The following is a 16,728-nucleotide window of genomic DNA, read 5'->3' on the forward strand; positions in this document are numbered from 1 at the left end:
GGCGGCATGGGAGCGGCCGCCGTGCCGGGAGTTGCGGGGGATATCAGGGAGCGCTGCAGGTGATGGACGGGTTCGCGACGTTCCCGCTCGGCGCGCTGGCGGTGAAGCCGAACGACGCGGACGTGCCCGCCGCCAGAGTGGAGTTCCAGGCCACCGGCTTGACGGTCACGACGTTGCCGCTCGTCGTCGGCGTGCCGTTCCACAGGGCCGAGATGGTCTGGCCGGAGTTCATCGTCATGACGACCGTCCAGGAGCTGACGGAGCTGCTGCCGGCGGTGATGGTGACCTGGCCATTGAAGCCGTTGTTCCACTGCGCGGTGCGGGTGTAGGCGCACGTGACGGTGCCGTCGCCTCCGTCATCGCCGCCTCCGTCGTCCCCGCTGCCGCCGAGGGCTTCGAGGGCTGCGGTGTAGGCGGGCTTCTTGTTGTAGTTGTCGTCGAAGAGCAGGGCCGCGCCCTCACCGGGGAACGTGTCGGGCACCCACGAGTACTTGTCGGTGATGCCCCACACGGTGATGACGTTGCACCGCGACACGGCGAGGCAGGCCGAGACGACCTTCTTGTAGTCGTTCGCCTGGGTGGCGAGCTTGGAGCTGTCCGCCGGGGTGTTCATGCGGATGTCCAGCTCGGTGATGTGGACGTCCACGCCCAGGGCGGCGAACCGCTGCATGTTGGCCTGCATGTCGGACGGGACGTTGCCCAGCGTCAGGTGCGCCTGGAGCCCGACGCAGTCGATCGGAACGCCACGCGCCTTGAAGTCCTGCACCATGTTGTAGACGGCATTGCTCTTCGCGTTCTGGCCGTCGATGTTGTAGTCGTTGTAGCAGAGCTTGGCGTTGGGGTCGGCCTGCCGTGCGGCCCGGAACGCCTCCTCGATGTAGCCGTCGCCGATGACCCGCTGGAAGACCGAGTCGCGGCGCGCGCCGGAACCGTCCTGGAACGCTTCGTTCACGACGTCCCAGTAGTCGACCTTCCCGGCGAAGTGGCCGGCCTCCTTCGCGATGTGGTTCCGCATGACGCTCAGCAGGTCGTCGCGGCTGGAGATGTTGCTGACCCAGCCCGGCAGCTGGCTGTGCCACACGAGCGTGTGCCCGCGGATCGCCATGCCCTGCGCCTGCGCGTGGCTGACGAGCTGGTCGGCCGCGCTGAAGTTGAACGAGTCGCGGGACGGCTCAGTCGTCTCCCACTTCATCTCGTTCTCGGGCGTGAGCTGGTTGAACTCACGGTCGAGCGTGGTGACGTAGGCGGACTCGCCCATGTGGCCTTGGGCGGCGGCGGTGCCGAAGACGCGGCCCTTCGCCGCGGCCGCCTCCCCGAGCGTGCCGGGGGCCGCCGACGCGGGGAGCGCGACGGCCACCAGCATCGCGAGGAGCAGCGGCACTGCTCCCAGCACCGCGCTGAGTGCTCTTCTCATGGTTTCGTTCCTCCTTGAAGGACGGGGGTTGAGCGAAACCCGGCCCGACGGCTTTCCGGGGGCCCGAGATAAGAGGTCCTGAGTCCTCCGGTGTCGACCACGACCTTCTGCAGGACGACGGTCGGGTCGACCATCCAGAACTTCAGGGTGTGCGTCCCCGATTCGGTGATGGTGTGGGTGGTGACCGTGCGGTTCACGTTGTCGGAGGTGTTCCGCTCCCACTGCTTGTTCATGGTGGTGTCGTCGGCGCCGGTCTGCGTCGTGACGTTCACGATCTGCGGTTGCTCGTCGTCGATCGAGACGGCGTATTTCAGGCCCTCGGTGGAAAGGACGCTGTTGCGCGGCGACAGGTAGGCCCAGACCTTCACCGGGCCGGTCGTCGTCAGCGTCATGTCGTATTCGAGGCGCGGGCCCTTGCCGGGCTCCTGGCTGGGCGCGGTGACGGGGAACGGTTCCATTCCGGCGTCCGTACGGCCGATTCCGGGGACGCGCTTCCACTGCGCCGCCGCCGTGTCGGTCGCGCGGGTGTAATGGCCCGCGTTCATCGAGACGTAGCCGCCGGCCTCGACGAACCCGTGCGCGCGGTACGACGACGGCTTCTTGACCACGGCCTGGACGGTCACCTTCCGCCCGTCCGGCCCGGAGACCTCGATGGGCACGCGGCTGGTCCCCTTCGGTGCGCGCGACCAGTCGATCCACACGGTGGCGCGGACCTGCTTGTCGACCCGCCCCCGGTCGTGGGTGACCCGCACCCAGGGCTCAGCGGGTGTGATCTTGTACGGGAAGGGGGCGGACCCGCGGTTGAACACCTCGATGTACTGCGCGGGGCCGCTCTGGTAGGGGCTGAACTCCGGCAGGACGGCCGCGGACTTCGCCGCCGGCCACCAGTCGTCGGAGCCGTCGACGGCCACGCCCATGTCGGCGCCGTCCGGGACCTCGATGCGCTTCAGCTTCGGGAAGATCTCGTCCGGCAGTGCCACGTTGTCGCGCTCGGGCTGCTGCCAGGGCGCGTTCGGGCCGTACCGCTCGACGTCGCCGTAGCCGATGTGCGGCTGGCTCTGGAAGCCGTCCCATTTCCCGTCGGCGATCCCGGTGTTGTAGTGGTTCGCCATCGCCTGGTCGTCGGCGAAGCGGGCCTCGGCGAGGTCGGCGTAGTCGTTGGTGGCCGCCCGCCCCTGCTTCGCGTACAGGATGTTGGTGAACTCCGCCTCGCGCAGCTCGTACAGGTTCGCGGTGGCCTTCACCTGGTAGTGGACGAGCTGGTAGTAGGCGTCCTGGTATTCCTTCGGCAGCCATTCGCGTATCCGTTCCGCCTGCGCCGCCAGCCGCTTCCAGCGTGCGGTGAGCGTCGCCATCTCCCGGTACTGGTTCAGGTAGAAGGGCGTCTGCTGGTCGTCGTAGACGACCGCGCTGGAATCGGTGGGCAGGTCTTTGTCCGGGTCGAGGGTGATGCGGCGGTTGAGCAGTTCCGGCTTCCGCAGTGCTTGCAGGTTTCCGTACGTGTCGAGGACCTCGGCGATCTCGCCGGCGTGCTCGGGGCCGAAGTTCTGCGCGGCGTACTGCCGCTCCCATTCCTTGAGGTTCTCCATCGGCCACTTGTCGGGGTTCCAGGCGTAGTCGAGGAAGAACTGGAGCGGCAGCTCGTTGCCCTTCATGTCGCCGACGTTCGCCACCCACAGATTGCGGATGCCGTACTGGTACGACTGGTGGAGCTGCTCCCACGTGTTCCCGAGCTGCGCGGTGTCGACCCACTTGTAGTTGCGGCCGCCGCCGACGTAGTCGAAGTGGTAGTAGAGCCCGTATCCGCCCGCGCGGTCCGGCAGGCTCCGGTCGGGCATCTTGCGCATGTTGCCCCAGTTGTCGTCGGTGAAGACCACCGTGACGTCGTCGGGCACGCGCAGGCCCCGGTCCCAGTAGCGCTGGACCTCCTTGTAAAGCGTCCACACCTGCGGGGTGGCTGTCGGGTCCTTCCCGGTGACGTCACCGAGGATCTCGCGCTCCTTGGCGATGATGCCGCGCATCAGCTCGATGCCGTCCCCGTCGGGCAGGCTGACGTCGCCGTTCCCGCGCATGCCGAGGGTGACGACGCCCTCGAAGTCCTCGTCGACCATCCGCTGGACGCCGTCTTTCCAGTACTTCTCGATGGCGGCGGCGTTGCGGCGGTAGCTCCACTCGCCGGTGCCCCCGTACGGGTCGTGGCCCGGCTTGACGATGGTGCCGTCAGGGTCGCGCTGCGCCGGGACGGCGTGCCGGTTCCACTCCTCGATGCCGCGCATCATCGGCGCCTCGTGGGAGGTGCCCATCACCACGCCGTACTGCTTCGCGGTCGCGTGGTTCAGCGGGTCGTCCTCGGCGAACGCCCGCCCCCACACCGCCGGCCACAGGTAGTTGGCCTTCAGCCGCAGCATGGTCTCGAAGATCTTGGCGTAGAACGCGTGGTTGAAGCCGTTGGGGAAGCCGGGCGCCTTGCCCGGCCCGAAGAACTTCGGCGCCCACCGGTTCAGCGCCGGGTTCTCGTCGTTGATGAAGAAGCCCCGGTACTTCACCGCGGGCGTGCCCTGCGAGTGCCGGCCCGGCTTCACGTACAGCGCGCGGCGGTGCTCGGACGGGACGTCGTTCCAGAAGTACCAGGGCGAGACGCCGATGCTCCGCGACACGTCGTAGGCGCCGTAGATCGTCCCGCGCTGGTCGCTGCCGGCGATCACGAAGGCGCGGCGGACGCCCGGCAGCGGGTTCTCCACCACCTGTTCGAGCGAGGTCTCCCACTTGCCCGCGATGCCCCGCACGTCGAGCTTGCCGGACGAGACGAGGCCGTCGATGAGCGGGCTCCTGCCGATCGTGCCGACGATGACGACGTCCCGGCCGGACGGCGCCCCGCCGGTGACCGTCGTGACCTCCGGCTTCACGCCGGTCACCCGCTCGACGTCGGACTGCAGGTCGCCGACGACCCGCACCACGCCGGGGAAGTCGGCGCCGCTGACCAGCAGCGGGGCGGCCCTGCCGCGCTCGACGAGCGGGAAGTGCCCGCGCCCGTCGCGGAAGGAGATGTAGGACGCCGGATCGGCCGGGCCGGTCCGGCCGTGGCCCGCCGGGGCGGCACCGGCGGGCCGCCCCGCCGCGGACACGGCGGTGAAGGCGACGACGGTGGGGAGCAGGGTCAGGAGGACTTTCCACGTCCGCGGGGATCTGCCCATCGGCGGTCTCCTCAGTGGGGGAGCGCTCTCGAAACTTTTCGCTGGCTTTTCGAGATCAGTCAGGAAAATAACCCCAAGCGCACCTAGCGTCAACCACTTGCACAGGCTTTCAAAGGTCAGCGGGCCCGCACGCCGACGACTTTCCGTGATCGTTCCTTCGAAATCTTTCGGACCGGGCGCCGACCGTCTCGGCGCGTGTCGCGGCGGGCTTGCCGCGCGTCCGCCGCGGGCATCACTAAGGAGTCGGGCAAGTGGAACCCGGATCGGGGGGTCTTCTCGTTCCCTGCCGCATGTCGCCGCGTTCTTCGCGGCGGAGGGAGAGTCGCCATGAACGGCTGCGCGGACCTCGTTCTCGAGGGCGGTGGAGTGAAGGGGATCGCGCTGGTCGGCGCGATCGCGGAGATGCAGGACCGGGGCTACCGGTTCGGCGCGCCCGCCCGCGTCGCCGGGACGTCCGCCGGCGCGATCGTCGGGTCGCTGCTGGCCGCGGGGATGCCCGTCCCGGACATGGTCCGGGTCATGCGCGAGGTCGACTACCGGTCCTTCCAGGACGGCTCGCGGTTCGCCGTCGTCCGGGGCGTGTCGCTGCTCGCGTCCCTCGGCCTGCACCGGGGCGACGCGCTGCACAGCTGGATCGCCGCCCGGCTGCGCGAGTGCGGCGTGGAGACGTTCGGGCAGCTCAAGCTGCACGACCCCGGCTCGGCGCTGCCGCCCGAGCGCGCCTACAAGCTGGTCGTCGTGGTGTCGGACGTCAGCAGCGGCCGGATGGTGCGGCTGCCGTGGGACTACGACCGCTACGGCCTCGACGCCGACGAGCAGCCGGTGGCCGACGCCGTGCGCGCCTCGGCGTCCATCCCGGTGTTCTTCCGGCCGTGCCGCGTCCGCCGCGCGGACGGCCGCAGGAGCGTGCAGGTGGACGGCGGCATGCTGTCCAACTACCCGATCACCATCTTCGACCGGGACGACCGCGAGCCCCGCTGGCCCACGTTCGGCGTGAAGCTGTCGGCGCCGCGCTCGTCCGGCGGCCTGTACCGGCAGTGGCACCGCGTCCGCGGCCCCGTCGGCTACGGGCGGGCGCTGATCTCGACGATGGCGGAGGCGCACGACCGCGTGCAGATGGACGAGCCGGCCATCGTCGCGCGCACGATGTTCGCCCGCACCGACGGCGTCCTCGCGACCGACTTCGATCTGGACGCGCGGGCCCGCGAGGAGCTGTACGCCGCCGGCCGGGACGCCGCCGCCCGCTTCCTCGACCACTGGGACCACGCCGGCTACCTGGCGCGGCACCGCCCCCGCCCGGCGTCGTCCAGCGGATTTGTGGAAGTTACGTAATTACGTAGTATTGGAGGCATGGCCGAGGAGGAGAGCCTGGCGGACCGCGTCGCCCGCCTGGAGGAGCGCGTGTCCCGCATGGAGGGCCGTCCTCCGGAGGCCGCCGAACCGCCGGACGCCGACGACGCCTTCTGGGCGCTGCGCGGCCTGAAGGAGCGCGCCGCCGACCCCGGCGCCGTGCTGTTCACCGGCTCGGTGACGCTGCCGTCCGGCGAGCACTACGAGTGGCAGCAGGGACACCCGGCGGGCGACCTGCTCGCCGACGACTGGGCGCAGGCCGCCGACACGCTGGGCGCGCTGGCGCACCCGGTGCGGCTGCTGCTGGTCCGCGAGGTCCTGCACGGCGCCCGCACCACCGCCGAGCTCGCCGCCCACGAGGGCCTCGGCACGACCGGCCAGCTCTACCACCACCTGCGCCGGCTGGTCGCGGCCGGCTGGCTGCGCACCACCGCGCGCGGGCAGTACAGCGTCCCCGGCGAGCGGGTGGTGCCGCTGCTCGCCGTGCTCGCCGCGGCGCGCCGCTGACCGACCGAACGGAGAAGACAATGCTCAGGACGATCGCCCGCTTCCGCACCCTGATGGTCCTGCTCGGGCTGCTGCTCACCTTCACCGAGTCCCTGCACGGCGACGACCGGCTCGCCGTCGCGGGGTACGTCCTGATCGGGGCCGGGATCGTGCTGGTCTTCGTGCCCGGCGGGCGCGCCGGCCGGGAGCCGGTCGTCGTGGACGCCCCGGTCCGGGGCCGCTGGGTGCCGGTCAACAGCCCGGCCGACAAGGTGCCGAGCCACGGGACGCACGAGCTGGGCCAGACGTACGCGATCGACCTCGTGCACGTCCCGGACCCGGCGGAGCCATGGCGCCCGCTCCGGAACCGGCCGCTCGCGTCCCGTCCGGAGACGTTCCCGGCGTTCGGGCAGGACGTCCGCGCGCCGGCGGACGGCGTCGTCGTCCAGGCGGGCGGCCGGCAGCGCGACCACTGGAGCCGCAACTCCTGGCCCGGCTTCGTCTACCTGATGGTCGAGGGCGTGGTGTTCCGGCAGGTGCTCTCCCTGCTGACCCTGTCGGCCGGACGGTTCGTCATCGGCAACTCCGTCACCCTCGATCTCGGCGACGGGGTGTACGCGGTGTTCGCGCACCTGCGGCGCGGGTCCGTGCGCGTCTCCAAGGGCGACCGGGTCCGGGCGGGCGACGTCCTCGGCGAGGTGGGCAACTCCGGCAACTCGTCCGAGCCGCACCTGCACTTCCATCTGATGGACCGTCCGAGGCCCCTCGCCGCCGCCGGCATCCCGTTCGCGTTCCGCTACGAGAGCGGCGGCGGCCGGACGGTGACCGGTGTGCCCGGCGGCCGGGCGCCGTTCACCGTTCCCGCGCGGGACCCCGAGCCCGCCCGCTGAGCCGGGGGCGCAGGGAGGCGGCCGTCCGCGGCTCGGCCCTCACCAATAAAGCTTGCAAATAGCGCAGTAGTGAGAATTATCTGACCTGTGGCGATCAGCTCATTCCGTGGCCGTCCACAGCGGGTGAACGGCTGTTGACGGCGCTATAGGCCCGCCGGATAATCCTCCTCAGTTCACTGGAATTCCGGACATCGCTCTCGGCTCGATCCCTCCACGATGGGAGAACGGCGTGCGGCCACATCCCCCGGACGAGGCGGAACTGGCCGGCTGGGTCGCCGACGGCTGCGAACGGGCCCTCCAGCTGGTCGCGGACCTCGACGACGAGCAGCTGATCGGGCCGCTGCTCCCGACCGTGAACCCGCTGCTCTGGGAGATCGGCCACCTCGCCTGGTTCCAGGAGAAGTTCGTCCTCCGCGACGCGTGCGGGCACGACCCGATCCTGCCGTTCGGGGACGCCCTCTACGACTCCGGCGCGATCCCGCACGACACCCGGTGGCGGCTCGTCCTGCCGTCCCGCAAGGAGACCGCGTCCTACATGCGCACCGTCGCCGGACGGGTGGCCGAGGAGGTCATGCGCGCGGACGCGACCGACGTGGTGCGGCACTTCGCCCGCTACACCGTCCACCACTACGACACCCACACCGAGGCGTTCACGTACACGCGGCAGGGCCTCGGGTACTCCGCGCCGCACCTGCCCGGCCTCACCGACGCGCCGGCGCCGGAAGGCGCGGGCGGTCCGCTGCCGGGCGACGCCGAGGTGGACGGCGGGACGTTCATCCTGGGCGCCCTCCAGTCCGACCCGTTCGTGTACGACAACGAGAAGTGGGCGCACCGCGTCGAGGTGGCGCCGTTCGCGATGGCGCGCGCGCCGGTCACACAGGCGGAGTTCGCCGAGTTCGTGGAAGCGGGCGGATACGCCGACGCCCGGTGGTGGTCGGACGGCGGCGCCTGGCTCGACTCCACCGGCGCGACCCACCCGCTCTACTGGCGCGGCTCGGCCGCCGAGGGCTGGCGGCGCCGCCACTTCGACACCTGGCTCGACCTGGAGCCGCACCTGCCCGTCACCCATGTCTGCTGGTGGGAGGCGGACGCCTACTGCCGCTGGGCGGGGCGGCGGCTGCCGACCGAGGCGGAGTGGGAGTACGCCGCCACCGGCGGCTCGCGCACCGGCGCCTACCCGTGGGGCGACGGCGAGCCGGACGCCGAGACCGCCGCGACGGACTGGCGCGGGCTCGGCCCGGCCGAGGTCGCGTCCTGCGCGGCGGGGGACAGCCCGTCCGGGTGCCGGCACATGATCGGCAACGTTTGGGAGTGGACGGCGAGCGACTTCACCGGCTACCCGAACTTCGAGCGGGACGCCTACTTCGAGAACTCCGAGCAGTTCTTCGGCAGCCGCAAGGTGCTGCGCGGCGGCTCCTGGGCCACGCGCGGCCGGTACGTGCGCACCACCATGCGGAACTACTTCCCGCCGGACCGCCGGGACGTGCTCGGCGGCTTCCGCACCTGCGCGGCCGCCGGGTGATCCTGCTCGTCACGCCGCACGCGCCGGGCAGCACGTCCGGCAACGGCGTGTCGGCCGCGCGCTGGGCCGCGATCCTGCGCGGGCTCGGCCACCGGGTGGAGGCCCGCGCCGACTACGGTTCGCCGGCCGGGGAGTACGCCGCCCTCTTCGCGCTGCACGCCCGCAAGAGCGCCGCCGCCGTCCGGGCGTTCCACGCCGACCACCCCGGCGTCCCGATCATCATCGCGCTGACCGGGACGGACCTCTACCCCGATCCGCGCGCCGCCGGGACGGACCCCGAGGTGCTCGCGCTGGCCGCGCGGCTGATCGTCCTGCAGCGGCTCGGCCCCGATCGGCTCGGCCCGGACCTCGCCGCACGCGCCCGGGTGATCGTGCAGTCCGTCCCGGAGATCCCGCCCCGGCCGCCGCGCGCCGGCTGCTTCGAGGCGGCGTTCCTGGCGCACGTCCGGCCGGTGAAGGACCCGCTGCGTCCCGCCGCCGCGATGCGGCTGCTCCCGGCGGACTCCCGCGTCCTCGTCACGCACGCCGGTGAGGCCCGGGACCGGCGGCTCGCCGAGCGCCTCGCCGCCGAGTCCGCGGCCAACCCCCGCTACGACTGGCTCGGGCCGGTGCCCCGGGACGAGGCCCTCGCGATCCTGGCGCGCGCGCGGCTGCTCGTCCTGCCGTCCCTGCACGAGGGCGGCGCGAACGTGGTGTCCGAAGCGATCGCGGCGGGAGTGCCGGTCATCGCCTCGGCCGTGCCCGGCTCGATCGGGCTGCTCGGCGAGGACTACCCCGGCTACTTCCCGGCCGGGGACGCGCAGGCGCTGGCGGCGGCCCTGTACGCGGCGGAGAGGAACCTCGGCGGCTACTACGACCGGCTCCGCGAGCACTGCGCCGCGCTGCGTCCGCTGGTCGATCCGGCAAGGGAGCGGCGGGCGTTCGCCGCGCTGCTCGCCGAACTCGGCGTCCGACCTGACCAGCTCACCAAATGACAATAAGGAGGTCCAGCGAGATATGCCGCTATTCACCGGACTAAAAATGTCACCTCCTTGGCAGGAAGGTGCCGTGTAACACTTTCGGCGGACATGGGGCGGGGAGCTCGACGGCCTGCCGGTGACCGACGCGAAATGCCGCGAGAGAGAGGACGGGTTCGATGCCGTACGACCACGCGAGCGCCGTGAGCGGAGTCATCGACGCCACCATCGCCCCGCAGGCCGCCGACGTCGACCGCACCGGGACGTTCCCGCGCGCGAACGTGGACGCGCTGGCCAAGGCCGGCCTCCTCGGGCTCGTCAGCGCGGCCGAGACGGGCGGCCGGGGCGCCGGGCTGCGCGCCGCGGCGCACGTGATCGAACGGCTCGGCGGCACCTGCGGCTCGACCGCGATGGTCCTGCTCATGCACTACGCCGCGACGGCGATCATCGAGGCGCACGGGCCCGCGGAGGCGCGCCGCGCCATCGCCCGCGACGAGCGCCTCTGCACGCTCGCCTTCTCCGAGGCCGGGTCCCGCAGCCACTTCTGGGCGCCGATGAGCTCGGCCAGTGCGGACGGCGACGGCATGGTCCGGCTGGACGCGCGGAAGAGCTGGGTGACCTCGTCCGGCGAGGCCGACGTCTACGTCTGGTCGAGCCGCCCGCTGGAGGCGGACGGCCCGATGACCCTGTGGCTGGTGCCCGCCGGCGCGCCGGGCGTCACGGTCTCCGGCCCGTTCGACGGGCTCGGGCTGCGCGGCAACGGCTCCAACCCGGTGACGGCCGAGTCGGTGCCCGTCCCGCGCGAGGCCATGCTCGGCGCGGACGGCGCCGGGCTCGACATCGCGCTCCAGACCGGACTGCCGTTCTTCCTGGTGCTCAACGCCGCCTTCTCGCTCGGCCTCATGGACGCGCTCGTCGCGCGGGCCGCCGACCACCTCGGCCGCACCCGCCTCGACCACCTCGGCCAGACGCTCGCCGAGCAGCCGATGCACCGGGCCCGGTACGCGAGCCTGCGCACCCGCGCCGACCAGGTCCGCGCCTTCCTCGACGACACCCTCACCGCCATCGAGACGGGACGCGAGGACGCGACGCTCCGCGTGCTGCAGGTGAAGGCGGTGGCGGCGGAGGCCGCGTCGGACGTCGCCGACGGCGTCATGCGGCTGTGCGGCGGGTCGGCGTTCCGCAAGGACTTCGGCGTCGAGCGCCTCTTCCGCGATTCGCTGGCCGCCCGCGTCATGGCGCCCACCACCGAGGCGCTCCACGATTTCGTCGGCCGGATAGGGCTCGGCATGGCCCTGCTCTGAGCCGAGACCGCGCTGAGGAGGGAACTGATGACGTTCGTACTGGGCGCCGTCGCCTACGACCCCAAGGTGGTCACCATCTGGGGCGGTTTCCGCTCCTGGTTGAGGGACCAGGACTTCGACTTCGACTTCGTCCTCTACTCCAACTACGAGCGGCAGGTGGAGGACCTCGTCGCCGGGCGCATCGACGGCGCGTGGAACTCGCCGCTCGCCTGGGTCCGCGCCGACCGGACGGCCGCCGCGCGCGGCCGCCGCCTGCGGCCCCTGGTCATGCGCGACACCGACCAGGACCTCACCTCGGTCGTCGTGGTCCGCGGCGACTCGTCCTACAAGGACGTGGCCGACCTCAAGGGCGAGACCATCGCGGTCGGCGCGGTCGACTCGCCGCAGGCGACCCTCATCCCGCTGTCGTTCCTGCGCGCGTCCGGCGTCCGGCCGGGCGACGACGTGGCCGTCACCCGGTTCGACGTCGGCGTGGGGCTGCACGGCGACCACATCGGCGGCGAGCGCGACGCCGCCCGCGCGCTGATGGCCGGGCGTGTCGCGGCGGCCTGCATGATCGACGGCAACCACCTGCTGTTCGGACGGGAGGGCACGCTGCCGCCCGGCGGCACCCGCGTCATCGCGCAGACGCCGCCGTTCGACCACTGCAACCTCACGGTCGGCGACGGCCCGGAGGCCGACCGGTTCGGCGAGCTGCTGCTCTCGATGTCGTACGCCGACCCCAAGGTCCGGCCCCTGTTCGACCTGGAGGGCCTGACCGCCTGGCGGCCGGGCCGGACGACCGGCTACCCGCCGCTCGAACGGGCGGTCGACGAGGCCGGCTTCTACGACGCCGAAGGCGCGGTCACGGCCGCCGGCTACCGGCCGTGAACCCGCACGCCGGGGCGCCCGTCGTCCGGCTCGACGGGCTCGGCTTCGAACGGGGCGCGCACCTGCTCGTGCAGCGCGCCCTGCGCGACCTGCCGCCGGGCGCGGAACTCGCCGTCACCGGGCACGACCCGGCGCTGACCGTCCACCTGGAGAGCTGGTGCCGGTCGCAGGGCCACCGCGTCCGCCGGCCCGGCGACCGCGACGACCCCGTCCGGGCCTACGTCGTCCGCGGCCGGACGGACCTGGACCGCTGGGCGGGCGCCGAGCGGGCCGGCGACCCGCGCCCCGGCGGCGTGCGGAAGGAGCCGAAGGCCCACTGGGGCCTCGCGGCGCGCGGCGCCCTGGTGGAGCCGGGCGGCCCCGAACCCGGCTTCGACCTGGCCGACCGCGACCTGGTCTGGGCGGACGTGGCGCCGTCCCTCTACGCGCACGCCGCGTCGTCCCAGTGGGACCCGGAGGAGGCCGTCGACTGGGGCGCCGCCTTCGAGCTGCCCGCCGACATCGAGCGCGCGGTCGTCCAGGTCATGACGTTCCTGGTGGAGAACGAGCAGGCGGCGCTGGTCGTCCCGGCGCGGCTGCTCGGCCGCATCCACCCGCACTTCCGCGAGGTCCTCCAGCTCCTCGCGGTGCAGGCCGCCGACGAGGCCCGGCACATGGAGGTGTTCACCCGGCGCGCGCTGCTGCGCGGCGGCGAGATGGGCACCTCGTCGGCGAGCGGGCGCGAGTCGCTCGCGACCCTGCTCACCGAGCCCGACTTCTCCCTGGCGTCGTTCCTCCTCTCGGTGCTGGGCGAGGGCAGCTTCCTCAACCTGCTGACGTTCCTCGACCGGCACGCCCCCGACCCGGTCACCCGCCAGGTCACGCGGCTGGCCCGGCAGGACGAGGCCCGGCACGTCGCCTTCGGGGTGGCGCACCTGCACCACCAGTCCGAGCTGGACCCGTCCCTCCGGTCGAGGCTCCGGACGGCCGTCGAGCGCCGCCACGACGCCCTCGTCGAGACGTCCGGGCTGAACCAGGACGTCTTCGACTCCCTGGTCCTGCTCGCCGCCGGGGGCTGGGCGCCGGAGGACGTCGGCCGGGGCCACGACGAGGTCCAGAAGCTGAAGACCGAGATGGACGAGGGGCGGCGGCACCGCCTCGTCCGCCTCGGCTTCCCCGCCGACGAGGCCGCCGACCTGTCGGCCCTGCACACCCGCAACTTCATGTGACCCCGCTGGGGGATCAGCCGGCCGGGGCGGCTCGCGCGCCGGTCGCGCGGGATCGGAGCAGGTCCGCGACGTCGGCGAGGCCCGTCTCGATGCGGCCGTAGACGCGGGGGTTGAGCAGCGTGGTCCCGTCGAAGTCACCGGCGGACGCGAACACCGCGACCGGCACCGTCAGCGCCTGGAAGAACGCGAACAGCGGCCGGAGCGCATGGTCCAGGACGAGCGCGTGGTGGTCGCCCCCGCCCGTCGCCGCCAGCAGGACGGGCTTGTTGGCGAGCGCGTACTGGTCGACGAGGTCGAAGAAGTGCTTGAACATGCCGGGGTAGGAGCCCCGGTACACCGGCACCGCCGTGATGAGGAAGTCGGCGTCCTCGGCGAGCTTGAGCGCGGCCTCGACCTCGGGCGTCACGTCGTCCCGCTCGACGGCCCCGGTGAACCCGGGACCCAGGCGGTACACGTCGATCCGGGACGTCTCGACGGGAAGCATCCCTTTCAGCGTGCCGAGGACGGCGTCGACGAGGCCCAGCGTCTTCGATGACCGGCTCGGGCTCCCGTTGACGACGACGACCCGCAGCGCGGTGCCTCCCGCCGCCGGTGCGTCCGGCCGCGCGTCGATGGTCGGGGTGGTCATGCCGCCTCCTTCCGCTTGGCGGCGACCTCGCGCCGCACGACGGGCGCGACCTCGGTGCCGAGCCGCTCGATCGCCGCCAGGTGCTCCCTCTGCGGCATCCCGCCGAAGCCCATCTGGATGATGGCGCGGTTCAGGCCGTACAGCTCGTGGTAGCCGAGCAGCTTGTCGATGACCTCCTGCGGGCTGCCGACCAGCAGGCCGGCGCGCGGCGACGACTGCGCATCGAACGCCACTCGCGGAAGCAGCATGCCCTGGCCCCGCTGGTGGTTGTTGTCCATCATCCCCTTGGCGAAGTAGGGGTACATGGTGTCCCTGGCCTCCTGGCTCGTCCGTCCGACGTAGCCGTGGACGTTGATGCTGACCGGGAGCGCGGCGGCGTCGTGCCCCGCCTCGGCGGCGGACGCGCGGTACAGCTCGACGGTCTGCTCGTGGAAGGTCATCGGCCCGAGCAGCAGGGCCAGCGCCATCGGCAGGCCGAGCCGCCCGGTGCTGATCGCGGACGCCGGCGAGCCGCCGACGCCCACCCAGATCGGGAGCGTCCCGCCGTCCGCGCGCGGCGCGATGTCGGCGTCGGTCAGCGCGGCGCGGAAGCGCCCCGACCAGGTGAGCGGGTTCCGCTCGCGGATCTGGAGCAGCAGGTCGAGCTTCTCGCGGAACAGCTCGCCGTAGTCGCGCAGGTCGTAGCCGAACAGCGGGAACGACTCGGTGTAGGAGCCGCGGCCCGCGATGATCTCGGCGCGGCCGGCCGAGAGCAGGTCGATCGTCGCGAACTGCTCCCAGACGCGCACCGGGTCCTCCGAGCCGAGCACGGTGACCGAGCTGGTCAGCCGGATGCGCTCGGTCGCCTCGGCGGCGGCCGCCAGCAGGATCGCCGGGGCCGAGCCGACGAAGTCGGAGCGGTGGTGCTCGCCGACGCCGAACACGTCCAGGCCGACCTCGTCGGCGACCCTCGCCTGCTCGATCGTCTCCCGCACCCGCTCGCGCGGCGACGGCGGGGCGCCGGTGACGGGGTCCTCCGTCACCTCGCCGAAGGTCATGATCCCGATCTCGAAAGCCATCGTCCGGTCTCCTCTCCGCCGGGGCGTCCCCGGCGCGTCCGGTAGAAAGTTATCTGCGCAGGCAGATATTCCCGGCCGTACGCTGGCCGCAAGCGGTCACCGCGACGACCACCCGGATGTGCTGGGCTCATGGGGGAGTGAGGAGCCGCCCGTGGGACGTGCGCGGCTTCACCGTCCTGCCGACGACGGTGGAGCGCCGCGCCGCCTGACCGTCAGGGCTTGCGGGCGACGCCGCCGACGAAGTGGCTGAGCTGCGGGTCGTCGGTGGGCGCGGGCGGGTGCGGCAGGCCCCATTCGGGGATCCAGACGATGCCGGGGTCCAGGATGTCGAGCCCGGTCAGGAGCGCGGCCACCTGCTCGGGGCCGCGCGAGCAGATCGGCGCGGCCGTCCGGCGCCGGACGCCGAGGGCGTGCTCGACGTCGGAGGGGTCCATGCCTCCCTCGTAACCGTGGGAGACCACCACGTGGCTGCCGGACGGCAGCGGCTCGACCAGGCGCGCGACGAGCGCCGCCGGGTCGTCGCCGTCCGGGATGAAGTGCAGGACCGCCACCAGCAGCAGGCCCACGGGCTCGGTGAAGTCGATCAGCTCGGCCAGCCGGGGGTCGGCCATGATCTCCTCCGGGCGGCGCAGGTCGCCGCGGATGACCGCGACGTTGGGGCTGCCCTCCAGCAGGGCCCTGCCGTGGACGAGCACCGTCGGGTCGTTGTCGACGTAGACCACGTGCCCGTCCGGCGACACATCGTGGACGATCTCGTGCACGTTGCCCTGCGTGGGCAGCCCCGCACCGACGTCGACGAACTGCCGGATCCCGGCCTGCGCCGCCAGGTACCGGACCGCCCTCGCCAGGAACGCCCGGTTGGCGCGGGCCGCGGCCGGCGCCTCCGGCACGGTCTTCATGATCGCCTCGGCCGCCGCCCGGTCGACCTCGTAGTTGTCCTTGCCGCCGAGGTAGTAGTCGTAGATCCGGGCGGGCGATGCCGTACTGGGATCGATGCGCAGATCGGCCGCCTTGTCGGGGGCCAGCGGGGTCAGGGCCGGGCGGGGCCTGAAGTCCAGTTTCGGATCGCGGCGGCCGATCAGCGCGGCCATCCGCCGCAGCCCGGGGCCGGGCCCGGCGGGCTCCAGCAGCGCGGCCGTCCTCTCGTAGAGGCGCAGCGCCTCGGCGGCGCGGCCGTCCCGGTACAGCGCGAGCATCAGCAGGCGGATCAGGTGCTCGTTCACCGGCTCCTGCGCCGCCCACGACCGTCCGGAGACGATGAACTCGCGGTGCCCGCCCTGCGCGAGCAGGATCTCGGCCAGCTCCTCGCGGACCTGGCTCCGCTCGCCGAGCAGCGCCCGCCGGACCGGCTCCATCGCGGCGGTGGACGGAAGGTCGCCCAGCGGCTGGTCCGCCCACAGCCCCAGCGCCCGCCGGCAGCTCGCGGCGGCCGAGTCGGCGTCGGAGCCGCGCGTCCGCCGGACGTCCGCGGCCAGGTCCCGGAAGTCGCGCAGGTCCAGCCGGTCGCCCTCGTCCAGCCGGAGCCGGAGCCCGCCGTCCCCGGCGGCCAGGAGGCCGTCCGGCAGGACCCGCCGCGCGGTGGCGACCGCCCGCTCCAGCTCGGCGGCGGGGTCCGTGCCGTCGGCCGGGTCCCACAGCCGTCTCGCGAGCACGCCCGCCGGGACCGGCCGGCCCTCCTCGGCCAGCAGCACCGCCAGCAGCCGGCGCACCTGCGGCCGGAAGACGCCGATGGATTCGCCTCGCGCGCCCCGGACTCTGACCCGACTGCCAAGGATGCGGAACTCCACCGGGGTGACCCTTCCGTGTTGTCCTAGTTCGGGATGACTCAGCACGTTAATCGAGATGACC

Annotated in this window: 13 protein-coding genes; 8 read left to right on the forward strand and 5 right to left on the reverse strand. The window is 72.6% G+C overall.

What is annotated here, in order from left to right:
- Window positions 1-43 precede the first annotated feature (43 nt).
- Both AB0K34_RS03135 and AB0K34_RS03140 read right to left on the reverse strand, forming a co-directional pair.
- Entirely contained in the window at window positions 44-1,414 is a 1,371-nt protein-coding gene (locus tag AB0K34_RS03135) for an endo-1,4-beta-xylanase (protein ID WP_138635763.1), read from the reverse strand.
- Window positions 1,411-4,608, reverse strand: a complete 3,198-nt coding sequence (locus tag AB0K34_RS03140; RefSeq protein ID WP_138635764.1) for a glycosyl hydrolase 115 family protein — start codon at window positions 4,606-4,608, stop codon at window positions 1,411-1,413. Before AB0K34_RS03140 ends, AB0K34_RS03135 begins: the two co-directional genes overlap by 4 nt.
- Before the next feature lie 327 nt (window positions 4,609-4,935).
- Here AB0K34_RS03140 and AB0K34_RS03145 point away from each other — a divergent pair, with 327 nt between their 5' ends.
- From AB0K34_RS03145 to AB0K34_RS03180, 8 genes are all read left to right on the forward strand, one after another.
- The gene (locus AB0K34_RS03145; protein WP_138635765.1) at window positions 4,936-5,940 is read left to right on the forward strand and encodes a patatin-like phospholipase family protein; all 1,005 of its coding nucleotides are present in this window, start codon (window positions 4,936-4,938) and stop codon (window positions 5,938-5,940) included.
- Window positions 5,941-5,958: 18 nt separating this feature from the next.
- Window positions 5,959-6,465 (forward strand): helix-turn-helix domain-containing protein, encoded by a 507-nt coding sequence (locus tag AB0K34_RS03150; protein WP_138635766.1) that lies wholly within the window; start codon window positions 5,959-5,961, stop codon window positions 6,463-6,465.
- A 20-nt stretch (window positions 6,466-6,485) separates the two neighbouring features.
- Complete coding sequence (locus AB0K34_RS03155) at window positions 6,486-7,334, forward strand: M23 family metallopeptidase (RefSeq protein WP_138635767.1); 849 nt, start codon at window positions 6,486-6,488, stop codon at window positions 7,332-7,334.
- A 229-nt stretch (window positions 7,335-7,563) separates the two neighbouring features.
- Window positions 7,564-8,856 (forward strand): selenoneine synthase SenA, encoded by a 1,293-nt coding sequence (senA, locus tag AB0K34_RS03160; protein WP_171068927.1) that lies wholly within the window; start codon window positions 7,564-7,566, stop codon window positions 8,854-8,856.
- A complete protein-coding gene (gene senB, locus AB0K34_RS03165; protein WP_138635768.1) occupies window positions 8,853-9,830 on the forward strand; it encodes a selenoneine biosynthesis selenosugar synthase SenB in 978 nt (325 codons plus the stop codon). The genes senA and senB overlap by 4 nt, the downstream gene beginning before the upstream one ends.
- 161 nt (window positions 9,831-9,991) lie before the next feature.
- Complete coding sequence (locus AB0K34_RS03170) at window positions 9,992-11,116, forward strand: acyl-CoA dehydrogenase family protein (RefSeq protein WP_138635769.1); 1,125 nt, start codon at window positions 9,992-9,994, stop codon at window positions 11,114-11,116.
- A gap of 27 nt (window positions 11,117-11,143) precedes the next feature.
- Complete coding sequence (locus AB0K34_RS03175) at window positions 11,144-11,986, forward strand: PhnD/SsuA/transferrin family substrate-binding protein (protein WP_138635770.1); 843 nt, start codon at window positions 11,144-11,146, stop codon at window positions 11,984-11,986.
- On the forward strand, window positions 11,983-13,194 hold the full coding sequence (locus AB0K34_RS03180; RefSeq protein ID WP_138635771.1) for a sulfurtransferase TusA family protein: 1,212 nt from the start codon (window positions 11,983-11,985) through the stop codon (window positions 13,192-13,194). Before AB0K34_RS03175 ends, AB0K34_RS03180 begins: the two co-directional genes overlap by 4 nt.
- A 13-nt stretch (window positions 13,195-13,207) precedes the next feature.
- Here the strand turns inward: AB0K34_RS03180 and AB0K34_RS03185 are convergent, their stop codons facing one another.
- From AB0K34_RS03185 to AB0K34_RS03195, 3 genes are all read right to left on the reverse strand, one after another.
- The gene (locus tag AB0K34_RS03185) at window positions 13,208-13,822 is read right to left on the reverse strand and encodes an NAD(P)H-dependent oxidoreductase (protein ID WP_138635772.1); all 615 of its coding nucleotides are present in this window, start codon (window positions 13,820-13,822) and stop codon (window positions 13,208-13,210) included.
- Complete coding sequence (locus tag AB0K34_RS03190; protein WP_138635773.1) at window positions 13,819-14,880, reverse strand: LLM class flavin-dependent oxidoreductase; 1,062 nt, start codon at window positions 14,878-14,880, stop codon at window positions 13,819-13,821. Before AB0K34_RS03190 ends, AB0K34_RS03185 begins: the two co-directional genes overlap by 4 nt.
- Window positions 14,881-15,092: 212 nt before the next feature.
- Window positions 15,093-16,589: an SAM-dependent methyltransferase gene (locus tag AB0K34_RS03195; protein ID WP_301175721.1), complete on the reverse strand. Its 1,497-nt coding sequence runs from the start codon at window positions 16,587-16,589 to the stop codon at window positions 15,093-15,095.
- Window positions 16,590-16,728 lie beyond the last annotated feature (139 nt).

It is taken from the genome of Actinomadura sp. NPDC049382, assembly GCF_040677125.1.
GTDB classification, from domain to species: Bacteria; Actinomycetota; Actinomycetes; order Streptosporangiales; family Streptosporangiaceae; genus Spirillospora; species Spirillospora geliboluensis.